At 63.3% G+C, this 26909-nt stretch carries 26 protein-coding genes and 2 pseudogenes; 8 read left to right on the top strand and 20 right to left on the bottom strand.

The features are described 5' to 3' along the window. Window positions 1-24 precede the first annotated feature (24 nt). The 6 genes from P8014_RS01345 to P8014_RS01320 all read left to right on the top strand — a co-directional run bounded on the left by P8014_RS01345 (window position 25) and on the right by P8014_RS01320 (window position 7314). Complete coding sequence (locus P8014_RS01345) at window positions 25-1131, top strand: polyamine ABC transporter substrate-binding protein (RefSeq protein ID WP_337815508.1); 1107 nt, start codon at window positions 25-27, stop codon at window positions 1129-1131. Window positions 1132-1206: 75 nt separating this feature from the next. After that, the gene (gene potA, locus P8014_RS01340; RefSeq protein ID WP_337815507.1) at window positions 1207-2334 is read left to right on the top strand and encodes a polyamine ABC transporter ATP-binding protein; all 1128 of its coding nucleotides are present in this window, start codon (window positions 1207-1209) and stop codon (window positions 2332-2334) included. Further along, window positions 2331-3239, top strand: a complete 909-nt coding sequence (locus P8014_RS01335; protein WP_337815506.1) for an ABC transporter permease subunit — start codon at window positions 2331-2333, stop codon at window positions 3237-3239. Before potA ends, P8014_RS01335 begins: the two co-directional genes overlap by 4 nt. Further along, window positions 3236-4150: an ABC transporter permease subunit gene (locus tag P8014_RS01330; protein ID WP_337815505.1), complete on the top strand. Its 915-nt coding sequence runs from the start codon at window positions 3236-3238 to the stop codon at window positions 4148-4150. Before P8014_RS01335 ends, P8014_RS01330 begins: the two co-directional genes overlap by 4 nt. A 241-nt stretch (window positions 4151-4391) precedes the next feature. Continuing rightward, on the top strand, window positions 4392-5756 hold the full coding sequence (locus tag P8014_RS01325) for an NAD-dependent succinate-semialdehyde dehydrogenase (RefSeq protein WP_337815504.1): 1365 nt from the start codon (window positions 4392-4394) through the stop codon (window positions 5754-5756). A 142-nt stretch (window positions 5757-5898) separates the two neighbouring features. After that, on the top strand, window positions 5899-7314 hold the full coding sequence (locus P8014_RS01320) for an APC family permease (protein WP_337815503.1): 1416 nt from the start codon (window positions 5899-5901) through the stop codon (window positions 7312-7314). Window positions 7315-7317: 3 nt separating this feature from the next. Here the strand turns inward: P8014_RS01320 and P8014_RS01315 are convergent, their stop codons facing one another. The 11 genes and pseudogenes from P8014_RS01315 to hisB all read right to left on the bottom strand — a co-directional run bounded on the left by P8014_RS01315 (window position 7318) and on the right by hisB (window position 15203). After that, on the bottom strand, window positions 7318-7962 hold the full coding sequence (locus P8014_RS01315) for a cytochrome b/b6 domain-containing protein (protein ID WP_337815502.1): 645 nt from the start codon (window positions 7960-7962) through the stop codon (window positions 7318-7320). Between the two features lie 124 nt (window positions 7963-8086). Further along, the gene (gene gpmI / locus P8014_RS01310; RefSeq protein WP_337815501.1) at window positions 8087-9637 is read right to left on the bottom strand and encodes a 2,3-bisphosphoglycerate-independent phosphoglycerate mutase; all 1551 of its coding nucleotides are present in this window, start codon (window positions 9635-9637) and stop codon (window positions 8087-8089) included. A gap of 185 nt (window positions 9638-9822) precedes the next feature. After that, window positions 9823-10524, bottom strand: a pseudogene (gene tatC / locus P8014_RS01305) (twin-arginine translocase subunit TatC); the annotation flags it as partial. 113 nt (window positions 10525-10637) lie between these two features. Then, window positions 10638-11174, bottom strand: a complete 537-nt coding sequence (tatB, locus tag P8014_RS01300; RefSeq protein WP_337815500.1) for a Sec-independent protein translocase protein TatB — start codon at window positions 11172-11174, stop codon at window positions 10638-10640. Window positions 11175-11203: 29 nt separating this feature from the next. Beyond that, window positions 11204-11449 carry a twin-arginine translocase TatA/TatE family subunit gene (tatA, locus tag P8014_RS01295; protein WP_337815499.1) on the bottom strand — a complete coding sequence of 82 codons (246 nt, stop codon included), beginning with the start codon at window positions 11447-11449 and terminating at the stop codon, window positions 11204-11206. Between the two features lie 96 nt (window positions 11450-11545). Continuing rightward, window positions 11546-11866, bottom strand: coding sequence for a phosphoribosyl-ATP diphosphatase (locus P8014_RS01290; protein ID WP_337815498.1), 321 nt, complete (start codon window positions 11864-11866; stop codon window positions 11546-11548). After that, window positions 11856-12269, bottom strand: a complete 414-nt coding sequence (hisI, locus tag P8014_RS01285; RefSeq protein ID WP_337815497.1) for a phosphoribosyl-AMP cyclohydrolase — start codon at window positions 12267-12269, stop codon at window positions 11856-11858. Before hisI ends, P8014_RS01290 begins: the two co-directional genes overlap by 11 nt. Window positions 12270-12339: 70 nt before the next feature. Beyond that, window positions 12340-13119, bottom strand: coding sequence for an imidazole glycerol phosphate synthase subunit HisF (hisF, locus tag P8014_RS01280; protein ID WP_337815496.1), 780 nt, complete (start codon window positions 13117-13119; stop codon window positions 12340-12342). A gap of 6 nt (window positions 13120-13125) precedes the next feature. Further along, window positions 13126-13866, bottom strand: a complete 741-nt coding sequence (gene hisA, locus P8014_RS01275; RefSeq protein ID WP_337815495.1) for a 1-(5-phosphoribosyl)-5-[(5-phosphoribosylamino)methylideneamino]imidazole-4-carboxamide isomerase — start codon at window positions 13864-13866, stop codon at window positions 13126-13128. A gap of 56 nt (window positions 13867-13922) precedes the next feature. Further along, window positions 13923-14576: an imidazole glycerol phosphate synthase subunit HisH gene (hisH, locus tag P8014_RS01270; RefSeq protein WP_337815494.1), complete on the bottom strand. Its 654-nt coding sequence runs from the start codon at window positions 14574-14576 to the stop codon at window positions 13923-13925. 33 nt (window positions 14577-14609) lie between these two features. Further along, entirely contained in the window at window positions 14610-15203 is a 594-nt protein-coding gene (gene hisB, locus P8014_RS01265) for an imidazoleglycerol-phosphate dehydratase HisB (RefSeq protein WP_337815493.1), read from the bottom strand. A 152-nt stretch (window positions 15204-15355) separates the two neighbouring features. Between hisB and fnr the strand changes: the two genes are divergently transcribed. After that, window positions 15356-16114, top strand: a complete 759-nt coding sequence (gene fnr, locus P8014_RS01260; RefSeq protein WP_337815492.1) for a fumarate/nitrate reduction transcriptional regulator Fnr — start codon at window positions 15356-15358, stop codon at window positions 16112-16114. A 24-nt stretch (window positions 16115-16138) separates the two neighbouring features. Here fnr and dtd read toward each other — a convergent pair whose 3' ends face one another. Genes dtd through ttcA form a run of 3 tightly spaced genes read right to left on the bottom strand, consistent with a single transcriptional unit; the run spans window position 16139 to window position 18450 of the window. After that, window positions 16139-16585 carry a D-aminoacyl-tRNA deacylase gene (gene dtd / locus P8014_RS01255; protein WP_337815491.1) on the bottom strand — a complete coding sequence of 149 codons (447 nt, stop codon included), beginning with the start codon at window positions 16583-16585 and terminating at the stop codon, window positions 16139-16141. Further along, complete coding sequence (gene pip / locus P8014_RS01250) at window positions 16582-17538, bottom strand: prolyl aminopeptidase (protein ID WP_337815490.1); 957 nt, start codon at window positions 17536-17538, stop codon at window positions 16582-16584. The genes dtd and pip overlap by 4 nt, the downstream gene beginning before the upstream one ends. Before the next feature lie 42 nt (window positions 17539-17580). Next, window positions 17581-18450: a tRNA 2-thiocytidine(32) synthetase TtcA gene (gene ttcA, locus P8014_RS01245; RefSeq protein ID WP_337815489.1), complete on the bottom strand. Its 870-nt coding sequence runs from the start codon at window positions 18448-18450 to the stop codon at window positions 17581-17583. 302 nt (window positions 18451-18752) lie between these two features. Between ttcA and P8014_RS01240 the strand changes: the two genes are divergently transcribed. Then, window positions 18753-19634: a lipid A biosynthesis acyltransferase gene (locus tag P8014_RS01240; protein ID WP_337815488.1), complete on the top strand. Its 882-nt coding sequence runs from the start codon at window positions 18753-18755 to the stop codon at window positions 19632-19634. A gap of 917 nt (window positions 19635-20551) precedes the next feature. On the opposite strand, the gene P8014_RS01235 is transcribed toward P8014_RS01240, so the two are convergent. The 6 genes and pseudogenes from P8014_RS01235 to trkA form a co-directional block, all read right to left on the bottom strand. Then, window positions 20552-21145, bottom strand: coding sequence for an ATP-dependent Clp protease proteolytic subunit (locus tag P8014_RS01235; protein ID WP_337815487.1), 594 nt, complete (start codon window positions 21143-21145; stop codon window positions 20552-20554). Window positions 21146-21783: 638 nt separating this feature from the next. Continuing rightward, window positions 21784-22095: a tetratricopeptide repeat protein gene (locus P8014_RS01230; RefSeq protein ID WP_337815571.1), complete on the bottom strand. Its 312-nt coding sequence runs from the start codon at window positions 22093-22095 to the stop codon at window positions 21784-21786. Window positions 22096-22105: 10 nt separating this feature from the next. Beyond that, entirely contained in the window at window positions 22106-22684 is a 579-nt protein-coding gene (locus tag P8014_RS01225) for a methyltransferase domain-containing protein (RefSeq protein WP_337815486.1), read from the bottom strand. Then, on the bottom strand, window positions 22684-24132 hold the full coding sequence (locus P8014_RS01220; RefSeq protein WP_337815485.1) for a TrkH family potassium uptake protein: 1449 nt from the start codon (window positions 24130-24132) through the stop codon (window positions 22684-22686). The genes P8014_RS01225 and P8014_RS01220 overlap by 1 nt, the downstream gene beginning before the upstream one ends. 65 nt (window positions 24133-24197) lie before the next feature. Then, complete coding sequence (locus P8014_RS01215) at window positions 24198-25649, bottom strand: TrkH family potassium uptake protein (protein ID WP_337815484.1); 1452 nt, start codon at window positions 25647-25649, stop codon at window positions 24198-24200. A 10-nt stretch (window positions 25650-25659) separates the two neighbouring features. Continuing rightward, window positions 25660-26903: pseudogene (trkA, locus tag P8014_RS01210) on the bottom strand (Trk system potassium transporter TrkA). Between the last annotated feature and the right edge of the window lie 6 nt (window positions 26904-26909).

The raw sequence follows: 26909 nt of genomic DNA, 5'->3' as shown, positions 1-26909 counted from the left end.
ACCGGAAATGAGGGGGGAACCACCATGCTACGCAAAACCCTGACGTCGCTTACACTCGCGGCCTGCGCCGCGATGGGCGTGGCACAGGCCGCGCAGGCGGCCGATGCGCCGCCCCTGCGGGTCTACAACTGGTCGGACTACATCGCCGAAGACACTATCCCCAATTTCACCAAGCAAACCGGCATCCCTGTCACCTACGACGTCTTCGACAGCAACGAGGTACTCGAAGGCAAGCTGCTGGCCGGCCACACCGGTTACGACGTCGTCGTGCCCTCGTCCTACTTCCTGTCGCGCCAGATCCAGGCCGGCGTGTTCCAGAAGCTGGACAAGGCCATGATCCCCAACATGAAGGGTCTCGATCCGCACCTGATGGCCGAGCTCGCCAAGGTCGATCCGGGCAATGCCTACGGCGTGCCCTACATGTGGGGCACCACCGGCATCGGCTACAACGCCAAGCTGGTGAAGAACGCCCTTGGCGCCGACGCCCCGCTCGACAGCTGGAAGCTGGTGTTCGATCCGAAGTACGTCTCCAAGCTCAAGGGCTGCGGCGTTGCCTTCCTGGACGCGCCAACCGACGTGATGCCTGCAGCACTGCATTATCTCGGCCTGAATCCCAACAGCCAGAATCCAGCCGACTATTGGAAAGCCTACCAACTGATGAAAAAGGTTCGCCCCTACATTCGCTACTTCAGCTCCTCGCAGTACATCAACGACCTGGCCAACGGCAATATCTGCGTCGCCATCGGCTGGTCCGGCGACGTATTCCAGGCGGCCGACCGGGCCAGCGAAGCCAAGAACGGCGTGGATGTCACCTACGTGATTCCCAAGGAAGGCGCGCAGCTCTGGTTCGACATGCTCGCCGTGCCGGCCGACGCTTCGCACCCCAAGGAAGCCTTCAAGCTGATCAACTATCTCCTCTCGCCCAAGGTCGAGGCGGCCAATACCAACTACATCAGCTACTCCAACCCCGTACCCGCCTCGCTGCAGTACGTGGAAAAGGACATCAAGGACAACCCGGCGATCTATCCGCCGCAGGCCGTCATGGACAAGCTCTACACCTTCATGACGCCGACGCCGAAGATTACGCGGACCATGACGCGGCTCTGGACCCGTCTGAAGACGGGAACCTGAGCGATCGATGTATGGCACCTCGCCGTCTGCGGCGAGGCGCTTTTTCCTGCATGCAAGTGTTTCCCGGTACTCACCATGGCTGAGCAAACGACGACTATCGCCGCTTCCACGGCCGACGAGCACTACGTCCGCCTGGAAAGGCTGCGCAAGGAATTCGATGGCACCATCGCCGTCTTCGAGACAAATCTAGACATCCACAAAGGCGAGATCTTCGCCCTGCTCGGCAGCACCGGCTGCGGCAAGACCACCCTGCTGCGCATGCTTTCGGGCTTCGAGACGCCGAGTGCCGGACGCATCCTAATCGACGGCGAAGACATGACCCGCGTCGCACCGCATCACCGCCCGACCAACATGATGTTCCAGTCCTACGCGATCTTCCCGCACATGACCGTCGAGCAGAACATCGCCTTCGGCCTGAAGCAGGAGGGCCAGCCCAGGGAACAGATCAGGAAAACGGTCAGGGAAATGCTCGAACTGGTGCGTATGACGCCCTACGCCAAGCGCAAGCCGCACCAGCTCTCTGGCGGCCAGCGCCAGCGCGTCGCGCTCGCCCGCAGCCTGGCCAAGCGCCCCAAACTGCTGCTGCTCGACGAACCGATGAGCGCACTGGACAAGAAACTGCGCAACCAGGTGCAGTTCGAGATCGTCAACATCCTGGAACAGCTCGGCATGACCTGCGTCATCGTCACGCACGATCAGGAAGAGGCCATGACCATGGCTCACCGCATGGCGGTCATGGACCAGGGCGAGATCCTGCAGGTCGGCACGCCGAGCGAGATCTACGAACACCCGAACTGCCGCTTCACCGCCGAGTTCATCGGCAGCGTCAACCTGTTCGAAGGCACGCTGACCGAGGACGAGCCCGACCACGTGATCATCGAATCGAACGAAGCCTGCTGCCCGATCCGCGTCGGCCACGGCATCAGCGGGACGCTGGGCATGCAGGTGTGGGCCGCGATCCGCCCGGAAAAGATCCGTATCCAGCGCGAACCTTCCGAACACGGCTTCAACTGTGCCCAGGGTACCGTGGACGAAATCGGCTACCAGGGCAGCCACTCGATCTATCACGTCCGTCTGGACAGCGGCAAACGCGCCATCTCCACCCAACCCAATCTCAGCCGCGACCTCGATGAACGTCCCACCTGGGGCGACCGGGTCTATCTGAGCTGGGACGAACACGCCGCCGTGGTGCTGACGCGATGAAACCGATCTACAAACCGCTGTTTCCGCACGGGCGGCGGTTCATCATCGCCGTTCCCTATCTATGGTTGCTGCTGTTCTTTCTGATCCCCTTCGTCATCGTCCTGAAGATCAGTTTCGCCAACTCGGCCATCGCCATCCCGCCGTACACGGCGCTCTATCATTTCAAGGACGGCGTCATCCAGCTCACCCTGGACTTCGGCAACTATCTGTTCCTGCTCGGCGACGACCTCTACGCCCTGGCCTATCTGGGATCGATCAAGATCGCGGCGATCTCGACTCTGCTGTGCCTGCTGATAGGCTACCCGATGGCCTACGCCATCGCCCGCGCCACACCCACGCGGCGCAACATCTTCCTGATGCTGATCATCATCCCGTACTGGACCTCGTTCCTGATCCGCGTCTACGCCTGGATGGGCATCCTCAACACCAACGGCCTGCTCAACGATATGCTGCTCAAGCTGGGCCTGATCGATCGTCCGCTGCATATCATATTCACCCAGTTCGCGGTGTACCTGGGCATGGTCTACGCCTACCTGCCGTTCATGGTGCTGCCGCTGTACGCCAACCTGGTGCGCCACGACCCCAGCCTGCTGGAGGCGGCGCACGACCTCGGCGCGCGGCCCTGGAAGGCGTTTTTCACCATCACCCTGCCGCTGTCCAAGGGGGGCGTCATCGCCGGCTCGCTACTGGTGTTCATCCCGGCCGTCGGCGAGTTTGTCATCCCCGAACTGCTCGGCGGACCGAACACGCTAATGATCGGCCGCGTGGTGTGGAACGAGTTCTTCGCTAACCATGACTGGCCCACCGCCTCGGCCGTGGCCATCGTCATGCTGGCGATTCTACTGATACCCATCGTGCTATTTCACCGCTACCAGTCGCGAGAACTGGAAAGGGGCGTGCGATGAGCAACGGCGTCATGAAACTGCGCACGCCGAACATCATGCTCGGCCTCGGACTGATGTTCCTTTACATCCCGATCGTCAGCCTGATCGTCTACTCCTTCAACGCCTCGCGGCTGGTCACCGTATGGGCCGGCTTCTCGCCCAAGTGGTACGCCGCCCTGTTTCAGGACCAACAGATCCTCAACGCCGCCTGGATGAGCCTGCGCATTGCCTTCTTCAGCGCCAGCACCGCCGTAGTCCTGGGCACGCTGGCCGCGCTGTCCATGGTGCGCTACGGACGCTTCCGCGGCCACACCCTGTTCGCCGGCATGATCACCGCGCCGTTGGTCATGCCGGACGTCATCCTCGGGCTGTCGCTGCTGCTGCTGTTCGTGGCCCTGCAGACCAGCATCGGCTGGCCGTCCGACCGCGGCATGCTCACCATCTGGATTGCACATTCGACCTTCTGCACAGCCTACGTCACGGTGGTCATCGCCTCGCGCCTGCGCGACCTCGACCGCTCGCTGGAAGAGGTCGCAATGGATTTGGGCGCCGCTCCGTGGAAGGTGTTCTTCGTGGTGGTGCTCTCCGGTCTGGCGCCGGCGCTGATGGCCGGCTGGCTGCTCTCCTTCACCCTGTCGCTGGACGATCTGGTGGTCGCCAGCTTCGTCGCCGGTCCCGGCTCGACCACGCTGCCGATGGTGATCTTCTCGCGCGTGCGCCTGGGCGTCAGTCCCGTCATCAACGCGTTGGCCACACTGCTGGTGCTGATCGTGACCGTCAGCGTGCTGTTGTCGGCCTGGATCAGTCACCGCATGGACCGCAAGCTGCGGCGCGAGGCCCAACTCGCCCGGTCCGACGCCGACGAGACGCTGGAATCACCCTCAGTTCCCGGCCGCAATCCGGACGTCGCAGCGCACGGTGTGCGCGAGTAGAACCCCCTGTCCAGAGCGAAGAGTGTTTAATATTCAAATACTGAATATTTGACCATCACAACTGCCCCATATTCGAACACGATTAAAAAAACCTTAAAAATCCAGTGCGGAACTGTTTTTGACGCCTTGTGTCAGATCACCTTGAGAAGGTGAAACGGTGCTGCTATGTTTAATAAATTAAACAGCCATCGACCCCGAGTGCGATACGCACCCTGAGTCGCCCCCACTCCGCGGAGATCTCATGCGCCTCGAATCCATCAACGCCGCAACCGGCGAACAGCTTTCCGCTTTCGATTTCTGGAACGACGCCACGCTCGAAAATGCGCTGGAGAGCGCTGCCGAGGCCTCTCGCGCCTGGCGCAGCCGCAGCGTAGGCGAGCGCGCGGAATACGTCGGCGCCCTGGCCAGCCATCTACGCGAACGCAGCGACGAGCTTGCACGCCTGGCCAGCCTGGAAATGGGCAAACCCGTCCGCGAAGCCCGGGCGGAGGTCGAAAAAAGCGCCTGGGCCTGCGAATACTACGCCGAGCACGCCGAGGCAATGCTGCATGCCGAGCCGGTCAGCACCGATGCCAGCCGCAGCTATATCGACTACGAACCGCTGGGCACCGTGTTCGCGATCATGCCCTGGAACTTCCCGTTCTGGCAGGTCTTCCGGCACGTCGCACCGACGCTTGCCGCCGGCAACACCCTGCTGCTCAAGCATGCGCCGAACGTTCCCCAGATCGCCGCAGCGATCGAGGACCTCATCCGCGAAGCCGGCATTCCCGAGGGTGTGTTCGTCAATCTGCCGATCGACATAGAACAAAGCGCAAAAGTCATCGCCGACGGCCGTGTGCACGCCGTCACGCTGACCGGCAGCGAGCGCGCGGGCCGCAACGTCGCGGCACTGGCCGGACAGAACCTGAAGAAGGCCGTGCTCGAACTCGGCGGCTCCGATCCCTTCATCGTGCTCGATGATGCGGACCTCGACCTGGTGCTCAGCCAGGCCGTGACAGCCCGCTTCCAGAACGGCGGACAGAGCTGCATCGCTGCCAAGCGCATGATCCTGACCGAGGCCATCGCCGATGCTTTTGTCGAACGCTTCGTGGAGACAGTGGGTGCGCTCAAGGTCGGCGATCCGCTGGATGAAGAGACGCGGATCGGCCCGATGGCCCGAGCGGACCTGCGCGACCAGCTCGCGCAGCAGGTCGAGCGCAGCATCGCCTCCGGCGCGCAGTGCCGCCTCGGCGGCCACGTTCTGGAAGGGCCTGGGCATTTCTACGCGCCCACGGTGCTCGACCACGTCGGCATCGGCATGCCCGCCTATCACGAGGAACTGTTCGGCCCCGTGGCGACGATGATCCGCGTGCAGGATGCCGATGAAGCGCTGGAGGTTGCCAACAGTTCGCGCTTCGGCCTGGGCGGCAGCATATGGACCCGCGATACGGCTCGCGGAGAACGCCTGGCGCAGGCCATCGAGTCAGGCTGCGCCTTCGTCAACGGCATGGTCAAGAGCGACCCGCGCCTGCCCTTCGGCGGCGTCAAGGCCTCGGGTTACGGGCGCGAACTCGGCGTCCAAGGCATCCACGAGTTCGTCAACGTCAAAAGCATCTGGATTCGTTAGGGCGATAGCAAGGGGGCGTGCGACGGTGGCTCAGGCGTTCACCGGAATTTTCCACTACTACAAGCTGTAAAACGCCACCACCGGACTCCTTGCCGCCCACTATCGGTGCGGCGGGACATAACTATTCTTAAGGAGATTCCGTATGTCTACCCAAGTACCGTCCGCCCCCGCCAGACTGCGGCAGGGCGAGCTAGGCCTTGGCCACATCGTTTCGGCCACACTGGCCAACATCGCCCCGGCCATGAGCTTCTACTTCGGCTTCGCCGTCATCGCCGACGGCGCCGGCATAGCCGCCCCGCTGACCATACTCGCAGCCATGGTCGCAGTCTTGTTCCTGGCCAACACGCTGGCGGAATTCTCGCGCTTCACGCCATCCGCAGGCTCTTTCGTCACCTTCATCGGCAAGGGCTTCGGCCCGACCGCAGCGGTCACCGCCGCTGTGTTCCTGATCTTCGGCTACATCCTCGCCGGCTCGGCCGTGGTCGCGGTAATGGGCGGCTGGACGGCCGAAACGATACACAAATACCTTGGCCTGAACATCCCCTGGGAAATCCTCACGTTTGCGGCGATCGTGCTGGTAGGCGTGATGACGGTACGCGGCGTGCGCCTGTCCACCGCCTGGGCTGCGGCCGCATTCTGGGTCGAACTCGCCATCCTGGTCGTCATCGGCATCGCGCTGCTGGTCGTCCACGGCGGCCTCAATCTGCACCCCTTCAACCCTCAATACCTCGACGGCGGCTTCAAGGGTCTCGGACTGGGCTTTCCCATCGCCATCTTCCTGTTCATCGGCTGGGAAAACGCCTCGATGATGGCCGAGGAATCCAAGGAACCCAGACGCCTGGTACCACGCGCACTATTCACCAGCGCCATCGCGATCGGCCTGCTCTATACCTTCCTCGCCTACGCCACCGAGGTCGGTTTCGGCTATGACGTCAAGGCGCTCAATGCCGCCCAGGTACCCTACGTGGACCTCACCGCGCATCTGCTCGGCGGCATCGTGGTCCTGCTGTACCTGGCCGGCGTCACCAGCATCTTCGGCTCGCTGATCGGACTGGTGAACGCTCAATCGCGCATCCTGTTCAACAGCGGCCGCGAGGGCCTGCTGCCGAACGTGTTCGGCGCCGTACACACCGAACACGGCACGCCGTGGGCCTCCATCGCCACTTTCCTGCTGATCGCCTTGGCGCTGCTGTTCATGTTCGCCGAAGGCAAGAATCCGGTCGACTACTTCGGCGAAGCAGCGACCTGCGGCACCATTCCGGTGGCGATCATCTACGGCGTGACCAATCTGGCCCTGCCCGTGTACGTCTGGCGTACACACCGACAGACCTTCTCCTGGCTGCGCCACGCATTGCTGCCCGCGTTGGGCTTCCTGGCCATGATCCTGCCGGTATGGGGATTGGTCACGCCCGGCCAGCCGTATCCGTTCAACCTCTATCCCTACATTGCGCTGGCGGTGCTGGTCGTAGCCTTCCTCTACGCCTGGCGCATGGTCGGCCGCGACCCGAACATCGCCGAGCGCATCGGCTCGGTCGTCGCGGACGAAGCCGTCAAGTAGGCATCAACGCTCGCCGGCAACGTCCACCACGGGCGTTGCCGGCGCACGGAACGCTGCACGTTCCGGCCGCGGTTTCCACGGCAGCATGCGGCGCAGCACGTCGTCGCCGAGCACGAAATGGTGATGAAGCGCCGCTATGGCGTGGCCGACGACCAACGTCGCCAGAGTGCCGGCGATAAAGGCGTGGATCTGCATCAGGCCGCCGGAGTAGACCAACCTCGGATCCGGCGCGATCGGCAGGCCGACGTGCCAGAACACGAAGCTCAGCCCGGCCCCGGTCAGGCCCATGATCCAGATACCGAGAAACGACTCGGCGAGTATCAACAGATACAAGGCGCCGTGCGCCATGCCGGCCAGGCGGGCCTGCATGTCACTCAGGCCATGACCGGAGCGGCGTCGTTCGATCAGGCGCTGAAACAGCATCCAGAGCGCGATGAACAGGATCGCCAGGCCGACTTCCTGATGCATGACGATACCGGCCATCTCATGGTGGCGAAACCAATCGACATGCAAGTTGGCGTAGCCGAGCAGCCCCTGGAATACCACCAGCAGGGCCATCAGCCAATGCAGGGTGCGGGCGAGCAGGCTCGGACCATCGTCCGGCAATTCTGCCGTCGCACCATGGAGTTTTTGATCGGAGGTCATCATCGCAAGGGTTCCTTAACGGGTTGAATTTACCCGAAAAGCCTACCTCGCAATGACCGCCGATCCACTTACGGTTTGGTAACCGCCCCAGCGCGCCGCCAGCCCCTGCCGAACGGGGTTCGGACCGTCATTCGGGTACCGACAGACGCTCGACCAGCAGTGAATGGCCGGTCATTTCCGGCGGCTGTGCCACGCCCATGAGTTCGAGCAGCGTCGGCGCGATGCCGCTCAGGCCGCCGTTGGTGGCCAGACGCCAGCGCTCCGAATCGACCAGCAACAGCGGCACCGGATACGTGGTGTGCTGCGTATGCGGTTCGCCGCTCTCCGGATCGACCATCTCGTCACAATTGCCGTGATCGGCGGTGAGCAATACTGAGAAATCGTGTTCCACGGCCGCATCCAGCACGCGTCCGACCGCCTCGTCCAGAGCCTCCACCGCGCGGATCACCGCCTCCCGTACGGCGGTGTGCCCGACCATGTCGCCGTTGGCGAAGTTGACCACGATGAAGCTGTAGTTCTCGCTTTCAATGGCCTTGATCACCTCGTCGGCGACTTCCGACGCGCTCATCTCCGGCTTGAGGTCGTAGGTGGCCACCTTGGGCGAGGGCACGACCACGCGGTCCTCTCCGGGGTACACCTCCTCCCGTCCGCCATTGAAGAAGAAGGTCACGTGCGCGTACTTCTCGGTTTCCGCGCAATGGAACTGCCCGTATCCCCCCTCGCTCAGCACCTTGGCCAGACAGGTGCCGGGGCGATCGGGCGCGAACGCGATGGGCATGCCGTAGCGCGGATCGTATTCGGTCAGCGTGGTGACGCTCACCGGCTCGAAGCCGTCGCGCCCGAAACCGTCGAACCCCTTCAGACCCAGCGCGGCGGCTAGCTGGCGCGGGCGATCATTGCGGAAGTTGAAGAACACCACCGAATCGCCGCTGCACACCGGCTCACCGCCGGCAATCACGCGCGGGCGAATGAACTCGTCGGTTTCGCCTGCCGCATACGCAGCCTCGATGGCTTCACGGGCACTGCCCGCCGCAGCACCTTCGCCCAGCACCAACGCACGCCACGCCAGTTCGGTGCGATCCCAGCGATGATCCCGGTCCATGGCGTAATAACGGCCGACCACGGTGACGATCCGCCCACCCGCGGCTTCCAGCCGCTTCTCCAGTTCCGGCAGATAGGCGGGAGAGGACTTGGGCGGCGTGTCGCGGCCATCGGTGATCATGTGCACCACCGGCACGGCGCCGCCGGCACGGCACAGATCGATCAATGCGTACAAGTGGCGCACATGGCTGTGCACGCCGCCGTCGGACACCAGGCCCAGCAGATGCAGCGGCCGGCCCGCCTCACGCGCTGCAGCCACCGCTGCCGTCAGCGCCTCGTTGCGGGCAAAACTTCCATCTGCCACTGCATCGTCGATACGTACCAGATCCTGGCGCACGATCTGCCCGGCCCCTAGGGTGAGATGCCCGACCTCGGAGTTGCCCATCTGTCCTTCGGGCAGGCCGACCGCGCGGCCGGAGGCTTCCAGTGCCGTATGCGCGTGATGCGCAAAATAGTCGTCGAGTCGCGGCGTATGCGCTTCGACCACCGCATTGTTCTCTTTCGAGGGATTCAGGCCGAAACCATCGAGGATGACGAGCAGCGCGCGGCGGCGGGGAACGATCTGTTCAGCGGACATGGCGAAGCCTTGCAGTGAATGTGGGCGGTACGAAAGAGCAAACGAAGCCGGCCGGATTTCAGCCGGCTACGCTCAGCCTATTCCGAACGATCCTTGGATTCCAGACCCTGTTCCTCGCCGGCGGCATCGTCCAGCGCACGGTCCATGGCCTGCTCATCCATCTCGTAGTCGTCTTCTTCCTCCTCACGCTCCTTGCGGCGGCGGTAGACCAGACGCGAGGCCAGCAGTCCAGCTTCGAACAGCACCAGCAAGGGTACCGCCAGCATGATCTGCGAAAACACGTCCGGCGGCGTGAGAATCATGGCCACCACGAACGCCCCGACGATGACGTAGGGGCGCCCCTTGGAGAGCTGCGGCGGCGAAATCAGACCCAGCGCAGTCAGCAAGACGATGGCCACCGGCACTTCGAACGCCGCGCCGAACGCCAGGAACATGTTCGATACGAAACTGAGGTAGGCCCCGATATCGGTCATCATCTGCACGCCCGCCGGCGTGGCGTGCGTGAAGAAGCGGAACATGATGGGAAACACGGCGTAATAGGCGAACGCCATGCCGGTATAGAACAGAATGGTGCTCGACAACAGCAACGGCAGCACCAGACGTTTTTCGTGCTTGTACAGGCCTGGGGCAACGAATGCCCATAGCTGGTAGAGCAGGAACGGAATGGCGATCACCACCGCCAACAGCATGGTCAGCTTGAAAGGCACGAAGAACGGCGCCGCCACATCGATAGCGATCATGCTGGCACCTTTCGGCAGTTGCGAGATCAGCGGCCCGGCCAGCCAGCTGTAGAGCTGGTTGGCGAACGGCGCGAGGCCGATGAAGATCACCAGCACGAACACGATCGAGCGCAGCAGCCGCGAACGCAGTTCGATCAGATGCACCATCAGGCCGGACAGCGTGCCGCCTTCTTCCTCGTCACGCGGCTCGTCGTCTCGCTTGTCGCTATCTTCGCTCATGTATCAGAAAGCCGGCTGGCGTACGGACGTACGCGCATTCATCATGATTTGGCGCTCTTTTCGCTATCCATCGCTGCGCCATCGGAAGCCTCGCTCGGGGGGCTGGTATCGGCCTGGCCGGAGACAGGTATGGACTCCGTCGTCTGTTCGCCGGCCTGCAACGGGGGCTCGGGCGCAGTAGAAGCGTGTTCCTCGGTGGGTGCCTCCAGAGCATGCTCTTCAGCGGGAATCGGGGTATCCCTCGAGGCATTGTCCAGGTCGAGGCTATGACGCAACTGCTCGCCGGCCGAATCGACTTCCTGCGCAATGTCGTCGACCTCGTTGTGAATCTGGCTGCGCGTGTCCTGCAGCATGTCGCGTAACTCGCGGATCTCGTCCTCTTGCCTGGTCAACATGCTGCGCAGCTCATCGGCGTTCAGCTCACGCTCGATTTCCGAACGCACGTTGACGACATAGCGGCGAAAGCGGCCAACCCAGTAGCCAGCTTTGCGCGCGAGGCCCGGCAATCGCTCCGGGCCCACCACGACCAAGGCGACGATCATGATGAGCATGATCTCGGAAAAGCCCAAATCGAACATCGAACGCCTCCGCGCTCAGCTGCCGTGTCTCAGACTTTGTCCTTATCCTTGTGCTCGGACTGGGCATCGAACACGCGGCCGCTGCTGTCATCCTTGAGCTGCTGCTCGGAGGATTCGCTCTTCTTCTCCGCATCCTCTTCGCCTTCACCCATCGATTTCTTGAAATTCTTTACCGCCGAACCGAGGTCGCCACCGACATTGCGCAGCTTCTTGGTGCCGAACACCAACACCACCACCAGCAGCAGAACCAACCACTCGTAACCACCTGGAATCATGACCGTTCTCCGTAACTAATCCATCTCGGCGATCGCTTGGACGCCTTTATTCGACATTTGGCCGCGGGATACCCGCCCTTTTCGCGCTTGCGGCCCTCAACGGACACGCTGCGCCTTCTCCTGCAACCCGGAGGTACCCATGCGCCGCGCAAGCTCGGCAAGCACGTCCTCCGGCGCCAGCCCCTGATGTGCCAGCAACACCAGGGTATGAAACCACAAATCCGCCACCTCGTAGACCAGCTTGCCCGGCACCCCGTCCTTGGCCGCCATCACCGTCTCGGTGGCCTCTTCGCCGACCTTCTTGAGAATGGCGTCGAGCCCCTTGGCATACAAGCCGGCAACATACGAGCTGTCGGCAGGGGCCGACTTGCGCGATTCCAGCACCGCAGCAAGCTCGTTCAATATGTCATTCGCCATAAATCGCCTCGGGCGCCTTGAGCACCGGTTCGACCGTTTCCCAGCTGTCCCGTTCCCCGGCCAGACGTCGGAAGAAGCAATGATGGCGTCCGGTATGGCAGGCGATGCCACCATCCTGGCGCACCGTCAGCAACAGCGTATCGCCGTCGCAGTCCAGGCGAATGTCCTCGACATGCTGCACATGACCGGACGACTCGCCCTTGTGCCACAGCCGCCCACGCGAACGCGACCAGTACACCGCCTCGCCCAACTCGACCGTCCGCTGCAGCGCCGCACGGTTCATCCAGGCCAGCATCAGCACCTGCCCGCTGCCGGCCTCCTGCGCAATGACGGGCGCCAGGCCTTCGCTATTCCATGCCACCGCATCGAGCCATTCGGCACTGTCGCCAGGTGCTGCGCACATCTGAACCAACCTCAAGATACAAGGGTCTGGAGCATAGCACAGCGCCGGAACCGCGCCGGACGCACGCCCATCAAACCCACTCGCGCACCTCAATGCCGCGCTGCGCCATATAGGCCTTGGCCTCACCCACGGTGTGCTCGCCGAAATGAAAGATGCTCGCCGCCAGCACCGCATCCGCGCCGCCCTCGATCACGCCGGCGGCCAAGTGCTGCAGCGTACCGACACCGCCGGAAGCGATCAGCGGCACGTTGACCGCCTCGTTCATCGCCCGCATCAGCTCAAGATCGAATCCCTCGCGCGTGCCGTCGCGATCCATGCTGGTGACCAGCAGCTCACCCGCGCCGTAATCGGCCATGCGGCGCGCCCATTCCAGCACGTCGATACCGGTCGCCCGACGTCCGCCGTGGGTGAACACTTCCCAGCGCAACGCCTCGCCTGCAGCCGAAACACGTTTGGCATCGACGGCCACCACGATGCACTGATTGCCGAAACGTGCTGCAGCCTCGGCTACGAACTCTGGGCGCACCACCGCCGCCGTATTGATGCCGACCTTATCAGCGCCGGCGTTCAGGAGCCTGCGGACGTCGGCCAGAGTGCGCACGCCGCCACCCACGGTCAACGGAATGAACACTTCGGCGGCGACCGCCTCGACGACATGTGCCATCGTTTCGCGTTCGTCGCTGCTGGCGGTGATGTCGAGAAAGGTGATTTCGTCGGCGCCCTGCTCGTAATAGCGCCGTGCGACTTCCACCGGGTCACCCGCATCGCGAATATCGACGAACTGCACGCCCTTCACCACGCGGCCGTTGTCGACGTCGAGACAGGGAATGACGCGTTTGGCCAGCGACATCGTACGCTATTCCGCGACCAACGCGTCGGCGCGCTTCTGCGCCTCGGCGAAATCCAGCGACCCTTCATAGAGCGCCCGGCCGATTACCACGCCGCTGACGCCTTCCCCCTCGACTGCACACAGCGCCTCTATGTCGGCCAGCCCGCTCACCCCGCCGGAGGCGATGACCGGGATATGCACCGCCTGCGCCAGGCGCACGGTCGCCTCGACGTTGGGGCCACCCATCATGCCGTCGCGGCTGATGTCGGTGTAGATGATCGCGGCCACGCCGTCGTTTTCGAAATGCATGGCCAGGTCCGCCACGTCGTGGTTGGAGAGTTTCGACCAGCCGTCGACCGCCACCTTGCCGTCCTTGGCATCGAGCCCGACGATGATGTGGCCGGGAAATTCCAAGCATAGATCGTTGACGAAATGGGGCGCAGAAACGGCCTTGGTACCCACGATGACGTATTGCACGCCTGCATCCAGATAGGCCTGCACGGCGTCTACGTCGCGCACGCCGCCGCCAACCTGGATCGGCAGTTCGGGATAGGCCCGCGCGATACGCTCGACGACCGTCGCATTGCGGCGCCCGCCGGCCACAGCCCCATCCAGGTCGACCAAATGCAGACGCCTGGCACCAGCCTTGACCCAGCGTTCCGCCATGGCCACCGGGTCATCGGAAAAGACGGTCTCATCATCCATGCGGCCCTGGCGCAGACGTACGCACCGTCCCTCCTTGATGTCGATGGCAGGGATCAACAACATGACGCCAAACCTCCCATTTCGGTTAACGGGCTCATCAATTCACAGCTCGTGCGGGGTCAAGCGGCAGCCCCGTCCCAACGCGCGAAATTCGATAGCAGCCGCAATCCCGCCTGCGCGCTCTTCTCCGGGTGACACTGGATCGCAAACACATTATCGCGCGCCAGCGCGGAACAGAACCGAATGCCGTACTCCGTGGTCGCGGCGACCAGGCTGGCGTCGGACGGCGCCACGTAATAACTGTTGGCAAAGTAGAAACGGCTACCCGGCGCGATGCCGTCCCACAGCGGGTGATCGCGGGCAGGCTCGACGCGATTCCAACCCATGTGCGGCACCTTGATATGCTCGCCGGTGACCGGATCCCGCGGCGCCGCACCGAAATACCGCACATCGCCCGCATGGACGCCGAGACAAGGGGTACCGCCGTTTTCCTCGCTGTGCTCGAGCAATACCTGCATGCCCATGCACACTCCCAGAAAAGGCCGCGTGTGCGCGGCTTCGCGCACCGCATCCTCCAAGCCGCAGGCCCGCAGCTCGTGCATGCAGTCGCGTGCCGCGCCCTGCCCCGGGAACACCACCCGGTCGGCCGCCAGCACGACAGCAGGATCGGAAGTCACCACGACGCGATCCTGCACGGGAGCGACGTGCCGCAAGGCATTCGCGACCGAGCGCAGATTGCCCATTCCGTAATCGATGATTGCCAGATCAGCCATGCCCGCCAGGCTCGGAAACCGGTAAGAGTGAAGTTATAGGGCGCCCTTGGTCGAAGGCAACTGGCCCGCCGAGCGCGGATCCGGCTCGGCGGCCATCCGCAGGGCCCGACCCAGCGCCTTGAACACCGTTTCGGCGATGTGATGCGCATTGCGCCCGCGCAGGCTGTCGACATGCAGCGTCAGCCGCGCGTGATTGACCAGCGCCTGCAGAAATTCATGAATCAGATCGGTATCGAACTCACCGATGCGGGCACGCCGGTAATCGACCTCGTGGACCAACCCGGGGCGGCCGGAGAAATCCACCACCACGCGCGCCAAGGCTTCGTCCAGTGGAACATAGGCGTGGCCGTAGCGGCGAATGCCGCGCTTGTCGGCCAGCGCTTCGGCGAGCGCCTGCCCAAACGCGATGCCGACATCCTCCACGGTGTGGTGCGCGTCGACGTGCAGATCGCCTTGGGCGCGCACCTCGAGATCGATCAAACCGTGCCGGCCGACCTGATCGAGCATATGGTCGAAGAAGGGAACTCCTGTCGCGATGGACGTCTCACCGGAACCATCCAGATTCAGCCGTACGCTGATCTGCGTTTCCAATGTATCGCGCTGAACGGCGGCAGTGCGCTGGGCCATGATCACACAAAACAGTATGCGGGCCTGCAGGATACCATAAGGGCCGCAGCGATAAAGTGACCTAGATCAGAGAGTACGAACATTCGGTATCATTTGTTAAGCTTGCCAATCAACGAAGTCATGACGAGGGGAAAGTAATGGAGTCGTTCAACGTGATCACCCTCCAAGGCTTTTCCCGCGCGTGCGCAGACTGCCAACTGCAGGATCTTTGTCTGCCGATCGGCATCTGCCGCAGCGATGTCGCCCGGCTGGACCAGATCATCAACCGCAAACGGCCGTTGCAGCGCGGGGCGGCGCTGTTCAATCAGGGCGACCAATTCGGCGCTTTGTATGCCATCCGTTCCGGCTCGATCAAAAGCTTTTCCATCTCCGATGACGGCCGTGAACAGATCAACGCGTTCCATCTGCCGGGCGAGATCCTCGGCCTCGACGCCATCAGCGACAGCTCGCACCCCAGCTCCGCCGTCGCGCTGGAAACCACCAGCGTATGCGAGCTGCCCTTCGAGCGCCTGCATGCTCTGGCCCATGAGATCAAGGACCTGCAGCACCAGTTGCTGCGCGTCATGAGCCGCGAACTCAACGCCGACGAACGCTTCATGCGCATCCTCGCCAGCCGCAATGCCGAGGAACGCCTCGCCGGCTTTCTGCTCAACCTCTCCTCGCGCCACGGCATGCGCGGCTATTCGAGCACCGAATTCAATCTGAGCATGTCGCGCCACGACATCGCCAACTATCTCGGTCTGGCCGTGGAAACCGTCAGTCGTCTGTTCACCCGCTTCCAGCAGGACGGCCTCATCGAGGCGCAGCGCAAGGCCGTCAAGATTCTACAGCGCGAGGCGCTGGCGGAAATGGCCGGCAACACCGGCCCCGACCCGAATCAGGACGACAGCCGCAACCGGGAATCCTCGTAAGCCGGCTGCCCCGCAAAGCAGCCGTCAGACCGGCGGCACCTGCAGCCAGAACGTGACCGGCCCGTCGTTGACCGATTCAACCTGCATGTTCGCACCGAACAAGCCGGTGGCCACCGGCTTGTGGCGGGTTCGCGCGTGCTCTACAAGCCAATCGAACAGCCTCCGCCCGTCCTCCGGCGCCGCAGCCGGCGTGAAAGACGGACGCATGCCCTTGCGCGTATCCGCCGCCAGCGTGAACTGCGGCACCAGCAGCAAACCGCCGCCGACATCCTGGAGACTCAGATTCATACGCCTCTCCGCGTCGCCGAACACGCGGTAGCCGAACAGACGCTCGAGCAGACGATCGGCCTGAGCCTCGGTGTCGCCGCGTTCGACCCCGACCAGCACCAGCAATCCAGCCTCGATGGCACCGACGCTCTCACCATCCACCCGCACAGCGGCACGACTTACACGCTGCAGCAGGCCGATCACGCCAGCTGCTCGGCAAGATCCCGCGTCGCCCTTACCAAGGCATCGACGATACCCGGCTCGCTGGCCGAATGTCCCGCGTCCGGGACGATCTCCAGCCGCGCCTGGGGCCAGGCTTCATGCAGCGCGAAAGCCTGATCGATCGGACAGATCATATCGTAGCGCCCATGCACGATGACGCCGGGGATTTCGGCCAGGCGGTGCGCCTCACGCAGCAGTTGGTCGGGTTCAAGGAAAATACGGTTGCGGAAATAGTGGTTCTCGATACGCGCGAGCGACAGCGCCACATGCGGATCGGTGAAATGCTCCTCCACCGCCTCACTGGGCAACAACGTCGCCGTGCGCCCTTCCCACTGCGACCAGGCCCGAGCCGCCGCCATACGCGCAACCTCGTTGCTGCCGGTCAGCCGCCGATGGTAGGCCTCGAGCATATCGCCGCGCTCGGCCTCGGGAATCGGCGCCAGGTAGTCCTGCCAATAGTCGGGGAAGACGTGGTCGGCACCCGACTGGTAGAACCATTCGATGTCACGCGGGCGGCACAGAAAGATCCCGCGCAGCACCAGGCCCAGCACCCGCTCCGGATGTGCCTCGGCATAGGCGAGCCCCAGAGTCGACCCCCAGGAGCCGCCGAACACCACCCAGCGCTCGATGCCCAGTTCCTCGCGTACACGTTCGATGTCGGCAATCACGTCCTGCGTGGTGTTGCCCTCGAGTTCGGCATGCGGCAGCGAGCGGCCGCTGCCGCGCTGGTCGAACAGCACGATGTGGTAGACCTGCGGATCGAAGAAACGCCGATGCCAGGGCTCGCATCCCGAACCGGGGCCGCCGTGCAGAAACACCACCGGCAAACCACCGGAGCGTCCGCACTCCTCGACGTGCAGGGTATGCCGATCGTCGACCGGCAGCATGCGGCTGCGAAACGGCGTGATCTCGGGATAAAGCTCCAAGCGACTCATAAGAAATTCCCTGGGAAGGTTTGCACTGTGGACGACGGGCGCTCAGAAGCGGTGCAGCACCGCCTCCGCAGGCCGTCCGAACCCGCTCGCGACGGAAGCCGTCTCTGCAACTTCGGTTTCCGCTCCGACCGAATCCCCCGGAACCAAGGCCGGGAAATCGAACAGCGAATGATCCAGAAGATGGGACGGCGAGGCGTTACCCAGCGCCCGGAACATGCTTTCCAAACGCCCCGGGAACTTGCGGTCCCATTCCTGGAGCAAGGCCTTCATCTCCTGGCGCTGCAGATTCGGCTGCGAGCCGCACAGGTTGCAGGGAATGATGGGAAACTCCCTGGCGGCGGCATAGGCCTTGATGTCCGCCTCCTTGCAGTAGGCCAGCGGGCGGATGACCACGTTGCGGCCGTCGTCGGACAGCAGCTTGGGCGGCATGGTCTTGAGCGAGCCGCCGAAGAACATGTTCAGCAGGAAGGTCTCGAGTATGTCCTCGCGATGATGGCCCAGCGCGATCCGGTCTGCACCGATTTCCTGCGCGGTGCGATACAGAATGCCGCGGCGCAGGCGTGAACACAGCGAGCAGGTCGTCTTGCCCTCGGGCACCTTGTCCTTGACGATGCTGTAGGTGTCCTCCTGCACGATGCGGTACTCCACGCCCAGGCTGTCCAGATAGCCCGGCAGCACCTCTTCCGGAAATCCCGGCTGCTTCTGGTCGAGATTGACCGCCACGACCTCGAAGGACACCGGCGCCACGCGCTGCAGATAGAGCAGGGTATCCAGCATGGTATAGCTGTCGGCGCCGCCGGAAAGACAGACCATGATGCGATTGCCATCCTCGATCATGCCGAAGTCACGGATGGCATTGCCCGCCTCGCGACGAATGCGCTTCTGCAATTTGTTGAAACTGTATTCGTTCATCGACCTACGTGTAGCGGTCCCGGATGGTCAAGACAGTACCCGCCACAGGTGGACGCGGCTGCCGCCGATCGAATGTCAGGACCTACGAAACGACCGAATGCTTTATGATTGGGAACCGACGGGGGAAACCGCCGCATCGACGGCGCCCACATCTTGCGCAGATTCCCCGTGCAGATCAAGCATCCGGAACCTCCCGCATGGCGGCAAAGCCCGACAAATTCTCGCTGTTCCTGCAACCGAAACCGTACCGCAACGCCCGCCGATCGCCCATGCGGCGATGCCGGACCGGCTGAGCGCGCGCCATGTCCGCCCTGTTGGCGCGAGCCCTTCTGCACCTGTTCGGGCACCTGCCGCTGCGCCTCAACCAGTGGCTCGGCGGCGTGCTCGGCGCGACCGCCTGGATGCTGTCGCCGAAACTGCGGCGCATCACCCTGGGCAATCTCGCGCTGTGCTTCCCGGAGCGAGACATGGCCTGGCGTCAGCGCGTAGGGCGGCGCAGCCTGATCGAAAGCACCCGCGCACTCACCGAGGCGCCTTGGCTGTGGCGCCAGGATGCTGCCCGGCTGCGTTCACTCCTGCAGTTCGGCGAACGACATGAACTGCTGCAAAGCGCCGGACTCAACGGAGAGGCGGTGCTCGCCACGCCACATCTCGGCAGTTGGGAATTCTCCGGCCTGTGCCTCGCCACGCTGCGCCCGACCACCGCACTCTACCGTCCGCCACGCATGCGCGCGCTGGATGCGCTGATCCGCGAATCCCGTGCGCATACCGGCTCGCGCCTGGTGCCCACCACGCCGACCGGCGTACGCGCCCTGCGCCAGGCGCTGGAGCGCGGCGAGGTCGCCGGCCTGCTGCCGGACCAGACGCCCAAGGGCAGCGGCGGCGTCTTCGCGCCTTTCTTCGGTCATCCGGCCTACACCATGCGCCTGCTGTCCAACCTGGCGCGGCGCGCGCGCAGTCCCGTAGTGCTCGCCTTTTGCGAACGCCTGCCGCAGGGGCGAGGGTTTCGCGTACACAGCGTGGCTGCCGGCGAGGACATCTACTCCGACGACCCAGCAGTCGCCGCTGGCGAACTCAACCGCTGTGTGGAGACGCTGGTCAGACGCTGCCCGGAGCAGTATCTGTGGAGCTATCGGCGGTTTGCGCGGCGGCCGAAGGGAATGGCGGATCCTTATCGTTCGTAGTCGGCTACCGGCGGACTTTAAAGGTTCGCGATTTCAGCCGATCATGCGTTGCGAGAGGCTTCACATTCTTCAGAGACCGGGATTACTTCGGGCGCGGATCACCGGTTGTGGTTTTGATCTTACGCGGCTGAATGCGACGTATTTGCTGGCCGTGACGGTCTGTTTCGGACGCGATTCGACGTTTGGGGCTCAGATCAATCGAGGTGACGCGCCCGAGCCGATTTGTTCGACGCATCCCTGCGCCTCACCCCTTCGGGGCTTGCGCGAAAAATCGTTCCCGACGATTTTTTCTTTGAAATGCGCAAAGAAACCGACGAAAGAAACGCACCCCAAAAGCACTCTGCACCTGTGCCATTCGCCATCCGGGCGAAGAACTGCTTGGCCGGCGTCCTGCCGGCCATCCCCGCCCAGGCGCACGCTCGCGAGGCAAGCGATCAGGACGGGCAAACGTCAAAACACGGCGAGTCCGACAGCGAAGTACTCCGAACAAGCTGGCTCAGACATTCAGACGTTGGGGGCCGTTCTGTTTTGATGTACCGGTTCACGTTTGGCCTTGCCTCGAACGTGCGCCCTGGCGCGGGGTCGGGCGGCAGGACGCCGCCCGAGCAGGCTTTGCCAGGAGGGCAAGTGACTGCGGTGCCCCGGGACGGGGTGTGCGCTCGAGGTCTGCCCGCAGGGACAAGGCCTTTCTGGCGCCTTTCTTTCGTACCTTTCTTTGGGCGTGCAAAGAAAGGTACTCGAGCGCGTCACTTCAGCAGAGAGATGCTCCATACCTCGAATCGCGCACGAAATAGGCCACCATAGCCAGCTAGTACCCTGCATTCACTCACACAAGTCAAAACCGTAGACGCTAATTCCCGCCCGCAAAACCTTCCATCTCCCGGCAAAGAATGTGCGGAGCCGAAATCCAAACCCGTCTACGCCAACTCACTATCGTGCTCAATCACCCGCGACACCAAACCATACGCCAGCGCCTGCTCGGTATCCATCCAGTAATCACGCTCGATATCGCGCGCCACCTTTTCCATCGGCTGTCCGGTCTGCTCGGAGATGACGCGAGCGATACGCTCACGCGTCTTGATGATCTGCTCCGCCTGGATGGCGATATCCGACGCCGGACCACCGGCGCCACCGGCAGGCTGGTGAATCAGGAACCGCGTATTCGGCAGGCACACCCTACGCTCCTTCTTCGCGGCCAGGAAAATATGCGCAGCGGCGCTACCGACCCAGCCGGTCCCGACCATCGTCACCGGAGCACGCACGAAGCGAATCATGTCGTGAATCGCATCGCCTGACTCCACGTGCCCACCCGGCGAGGATATCAACACGGTGATCGGTGCATCGGACTCCTCGGACAAGGCCAGCAGACGCCGGCAGACTGCACTCGCCTGCTTGTCGTCGATCTCGCCGAATACAAGTACCTTGCGCGATTTGAACAACAACCGTTCTTCCGCGCCCCGGCCTTCGGGTTGGCCGGACTCGTCGCTCTTGGCTTCCAGTTGATTGAACATGCAATTCTCCAGTGTGATAAATGTCTAAACGCCGATCCCTACGAAATTCGCCATAAGGGAAGTGATCGACCATGTCCGCATCCGGACTCGAAGCCGCCGCACCCTGTCTCCAGCATTCCTCGCGCATGATTCTACGCAAACCGACCTCGCAGGATGCACCTGCCGTGTTCGCCATCTTCGGCGCCTCCGACACCAACCGCTTCAATCCCGCCGGTCCGCATTCAGGCCCGGAGGAATCCGAGGCGTCTCTGCGGCGCTGGCCCGCGCACTGGGCCGCTCACGGTTTCGGCCAGTGGACCATCAGCCTGAAGACCTCCCTGGAGGAGATCATAGGTTTCGGCGGACTGGCTTACCGGAGCTTTGGCAACGCCCTACACGTGAATCTCGGATTTCGCTACACCGCTCCCGCATGGGGCCAGGGGCTTGCAACGGAACTGCGCTGTTCTCCCGCGAATTCGGCTTTGAAGTGCTTGAACTGGAACAGATATGGGCATCGGTCCGGGAAAACCACCCGGCCTCGTGCCGCGTCCTGGAAAAAACCGGCATGCGCCAGATCCGCCGGGAACCCGATCCACGCGGCGTATCCGCCAGCCTCATCTACCGCATTCAAGCCGGCGCCTAAGGGCGCCGTTTCCGTCTCAGCCGGCACGCTCCAGGCGGCGCAGAAACACCTGCATCTCCTTGCTCGCCTGCTTGTCGCCGCGCGCCTCGGCCACCTCGATGCCCTCACGATAGGCCTGCATCGCAGCAGCGGCATCGCCCGCCTCGGCCAACGCACGACCGAGCCGCTTCCAGGCGGCAGAGTATTGCGGATCCTGACGCACCGCTTCGCGCAGGTGTTCGGCCGCCTCGGCCGGGCGCTGCTCCTTGAGGTAGGCATCACCCAGGGTGAACCGCAGCAAGGCGCTGTCCTGGCCTGAGGCCAGCATTTTCTCGAAGCTGTCGATCATGCTCATGTGACTAGTCAATCTCACGCGGGCGCTGGAACACGGCATAGGCTTCGTCCCGAAATCCAGCGTCGGGATCGCCCAGGCAACCTTCCTCACGATAGACGATCACGCGCAGGCCGGGAAAGAGCCCGAGCAGTTCATTGGCCGCCAGACGATATTCCGGCCGGTGCGGCCCACGGTCGGCATGGACCGCGTCGCGCACGAACGTCTGGTAATAGAGAAGTCCGCCGGGGCGCAGTGCGTTCTGAAGCGCCGGTACCAGAGAACGCTCCAGGAAGCGGCTGACCATGATCACGTCGAAGGCGCCGGCCGGCGGCGGCTGCGCGACGATGTCGCGCACCTGCGCCCGCACGTGGACTCCTTGATGCTCCGACGATTCGCGCAGGCGGGCTATCGCGACCTCGGCGCTGTCCCAGGCCTCGACCTGCAGTCCGCTTCGCGCCAACAGGCACGCGTTGGCTCCCAGACCGCAGGCCAGATCCAACGCCCGCCCCTGCCGCGGTAGCAGGTGCGCAAACTCGCTCAGAACCCGCGCCGGAGCAACTTCGGCGGTGTCGCAACCCGCATAGCGCTCATTCCAATTCGGCATCAGCGCCTCCAGTACATCGGGGTCAGCAGCACCAAAAAGGTAAAGATCTCCAGGCGTCCTACCAACATGGCGATGGAGCAGGTCCACTTGGCGGCATCGCTGATATGGGCGAAGTTGCTGCCGACCATGCCCAGCCCTGCGCCCATGTTGTTGAAACAGGCCGATACCGCTGCGAAGGCGCTGTCCCAGTCCATACCCGTACCGAGCAGGATCAACATGAACAGGAGGTAGACCAGGACGTAGGCCGCCAGGAAGCTCCAGATGGCGCTTACCACCCGCTCGGGGAGCACGTTCCTTCCCAGCTTGACCGGGATCTCGGCGCGCGGATGGAGAATACGGCGAAACTCGCGCACGCACTGCTTGACCGCCAACTGCACGCGCACCACCTTCATGCCTCCGGCGGTGGAACCGGCGCTGCCGCCGACGATAGCCAGCATCATCAGCAGAGCCGGCAGAAACACCGGCCAATGGGTGAAGTCGGTGTTGACGAAACCGGTACAGGTAACAACAGTGAGCACCTGAAAGGCACCGTAGTTCAAGGCCGCACCGAAGCTGGAATAGGTATGCGTCAACAGCAACGTCAGAGTGACCAATGTAATGCTGGCGCCGATGAAGCCGACATACACGCGCGCCTCCGGGTCTGTCCAGTACGCCCGCAGGCTACCTTTGCGCAGGGCGATATAGTGCAGCGCGAAATTCATTCCCGAAAGGAACATGAACACATCGGCGATGGCGCTGATCATCGGACTGTGCCAATACCCGAAACTGGCGTTGTGGGTGGAAAAGCCACCGGTCGCCATGGTGGCGAAGCCCTGGCAGACGGCATCGAAAAAGTTCATGCCAGCCGCCCAGAAACCCAGGATGCAGAGCCCCGTCATGCCGACATAGATAGCCCACAACGCCCGCGCGGTATGCTCGATGCGCGGCGTGAGCTTTTCGTCCTTCATCGGCCCCGGCGTCTCGGCCTTGAACAACTGCATGCCGCCGACACGCAGCAGCGGCAACACGGCGATGGCGAGCACGATGATACCCATGCCGCCCAACCAGTTGAGCTGGGCGCGGTAATACAGAATGGACTTGGGCACCTTGTCGAGATTGACGATGGTGGTCGCGCCGGTGGTGGTGAAACCGGACACGGACTCGAAAAAGGCGTCGGTGAAGTCCAGGTGCGGACTGAAGTGGAAGGGCAGCGTACTGACGGCGGAGAGAATGACCCAGTACAGCGTGACGATGAGAAAGCCTTCGCGGCGGCGCAGCTCCTGCTGCGTGCTGCGCACCGGAAGCCACATCACAAGACCAATAGTCAGCGTGACCAGGAAAGAATCGACAAAATGCAGCGCCTGACCGTCACGGTACAGCAGCGCGACGCCGGCCGGCACCAGCATGGTGACGCTATAGGCGGCGATCAGCACACCCAGAATGCGCCGCACGGCGGCGAACCGCATCATGCCGGAACCTCCACGCGACGGCTCCGCAGCCGAAGGCCCTCCGAATGCACGGGCACCCACCTCTCCTAACGCCGCCAGAACCCCGGCGTGAACAGCACCAGCGGCGTGAACACTTCCAGGCGGCCGAACAGCATGGCCAGGCACAGCAGCCATTTTGCGATTGGGTTCAGATTGGCGAAATTCTCTCCCACGCTGCCCAGTCCGGGTCCGAGATTGTTCATGCATGCCGCCACGGCGGAGAACGCCGTGACCTGATCGAGCCCAGTGGCCATCAGCGCCAGCATGATGATACTGAAGGTCGCCACATAGGCGGCGAAAAACCCCCACACGGCGTCGATGACGCGGTCGTCAACCGGGCGGCGTCCGATCTTGACCGCGAACTGCGCGTTCGGGTGAACCAGCCGCATCAGCTCGCGCCCTCCCTGCTTGAGCAGCAACAGGAAACGCACCACCTTGATGCCGCCACCGGTCGAGCCCGCGCAACCGCCGATAAAGCTGGCGAAGATCAGCAGCGCAGGCAGAAAGCCCGGCCACTGGTGGTAGGCCGACGTCGTGAAACCGGTGGTAGTGCCGATGGAAACTGCCTGGAACAGACCGTGGCGAAAATCGTCGCCGAAACCGCCGAAGTGCCCGGTGAGATACAGATATCCGACGGTGATCGCGGCCAGTACCGCCAGCACCGTGAAGTAGGTCCGGAATTCGCTGTCCTCGAGATACGGACGCAGGCTGCGACGGCGTATGGCGAAGAAATGCAGGCCGAAGTTGGCGCCGGCGAGCAGCATGAACACGATCGCCACCGCCTCGATCAAGGGGTTGTTGAAGTAGCCCATGCTGGCGTCATGCGGGGCGAAACCGCCGATGGACACCGTGGAAAAGCTGTAGGCCACGGCATCGAACACGTCCATCCCGGCCAACCAATAAGCTAGGCCGCAGGCGACGGTCATGCCCAGGTAGATGTACCACAACGCCTTGGCGGTCTCGGCGATGCGCGGGGTGAGCTTAGCGTCCTTGATCGGCCCGGGCGTCTCGGCGCGATAGAGCTGCATGCCGCCGACACCGAGCATGGGCAACACGGCCACCGCCAGCACGATGATGCCCATACCGCCCAGCCACTCAAGTTCCTGACGGTAGAACAGAATGGACTTGGGCAGGACATCGAGGCCGACGATCACCGTCGCGCCCGTGGTGGTCAGACCGGAAATCGATTCGAACACGGCGTCGGTGATCGACAGGTGCGGATGCGCCGCCAGCGCCAGCGGAATGGCACCGAACAGCCCGAGCACCACCCAGAACGACACCGCGACGATAAAACCATCACGCAAACGCAGGTCGCGGCGCACGTTGCGCGCCGGCCACCACAGAATCAGCCCGGTACCGAGCGTGACCAGGAAACCGTCCAAAAACGGGCGCACGCCGATGTCGCCGTAGATCCAGCCGACCGCAGCGGGCGGCAGCATGGTGAAGCTGAACACCATCAGCAACAAGCCGAGAATGCGCTGGATGACTCGGGGCTGCATCAGGAGCGTCCTAGAGGAATGTCACGTCGACCTGGAACAAACGCTCGACCTCGGCGATGCGCGACTTGTCGACCAGGAACAGGATGACATGATCCTCCGCCTCGATGGCGGTATCGCTGCGTGCCATGATCACCTCGTCACCGCGCACCACGCAGCCGATGGTAGCTCCTTTCGGCAGTTTGATCTCGCCTACCCGCCGGCCGACCACGCGCGAGGTACGCGGATCGCCGTGAGCGACAGCCTCGATAGCCTCGGCCGCCCCGCGGCGCAACGAATGCACCGCCACCACGTCGCCGCGGCGTACGTGCGCCAGCAACGCGCCGATGGTTACCTGCTGCGGCGAGATGGCAATGTCGATAATGCCGCTCTCGACCAGGTCGACGTAGGAGGGCCGGTTGATCAGCGCCATCACCTTGCGGGCTCCAAGACGCTTGGCGAGCATGGCGGAAAGGATGTTCGCCTCGTCGTCGTTGGTCAACGCGCAGAACACGTCGGTCGCGTCGATACTCTCCTCGATCAACAGCTCTTCGTCGTGCCGCCGCCGGCGATGACGATACGCTTATAGGTCTTGTCGACTTGGCGCAGCTCCGCGGTGATGGCGCGGATGTTCTTCTTCGAGGCGATGAAAAACACCTCGTCGTCGGCCTCGATGACGGTATTGCCTTCGGGAAGGATCGCCTTGCCGCGGCGAAAGATCGCCGCCACGCGCGTCTGGATGCCCGGCATATGATCGGCCAGGGCGCGCAGCTCGCTGCCGACCAGCGAACCGCCGTAGTAGGCGCGCACGGCGACCAGAGACACCTTGCCGTCGGCGAAGTCCAGCACCTGAAGCGCGCCGGGATGCTCGATCAGCCGGTGCACGTAGCTGGTCACCAGGTCCTCGGGGCCGATCAGCACGTCGACCGGCAGCGCTTCCTGGGCGAAGATCTCGCGCCGGTTCAGATATTCGACTGCACGCACGCGAGCAATCTTGGTCGGCGTGCGGAACAGCGTATAGGCGATCTGGCAAGCCACCATATTGGTCTCGTCGCTGCTGGTCACGGCGATGACCATATCCGCGTCCGGTGCGCCGGCCTGCTCGAGCACTTCGGGATGCGAGGCGTGTCCGACCAGGGTGCGCAGATCCAGCCTGTCCTGCAACTCGCGCAGCACTTCCGCCCGCGTGTCCACCACCGTGATGTCATTGGCCTCGCTGGCGAGATGCTGGGCAACCGAACTGCCGACACGGCCGGCACCCAATACGATGATTTTCATAGCAGT

This window comes from Acidihalobacter sp., from assembly GCF_037381185.1.
Lineage (GTDB): Bacteria > Pseudomonadota > Gammaproteobacteria > DSM-5130 > Acidihalobacteraceae > Acidihalobacter_A.
Note: the sequence above shows the minus strand (reverse complement) of the source record. Positions and strands in the feature narration are given on the sequence as shown.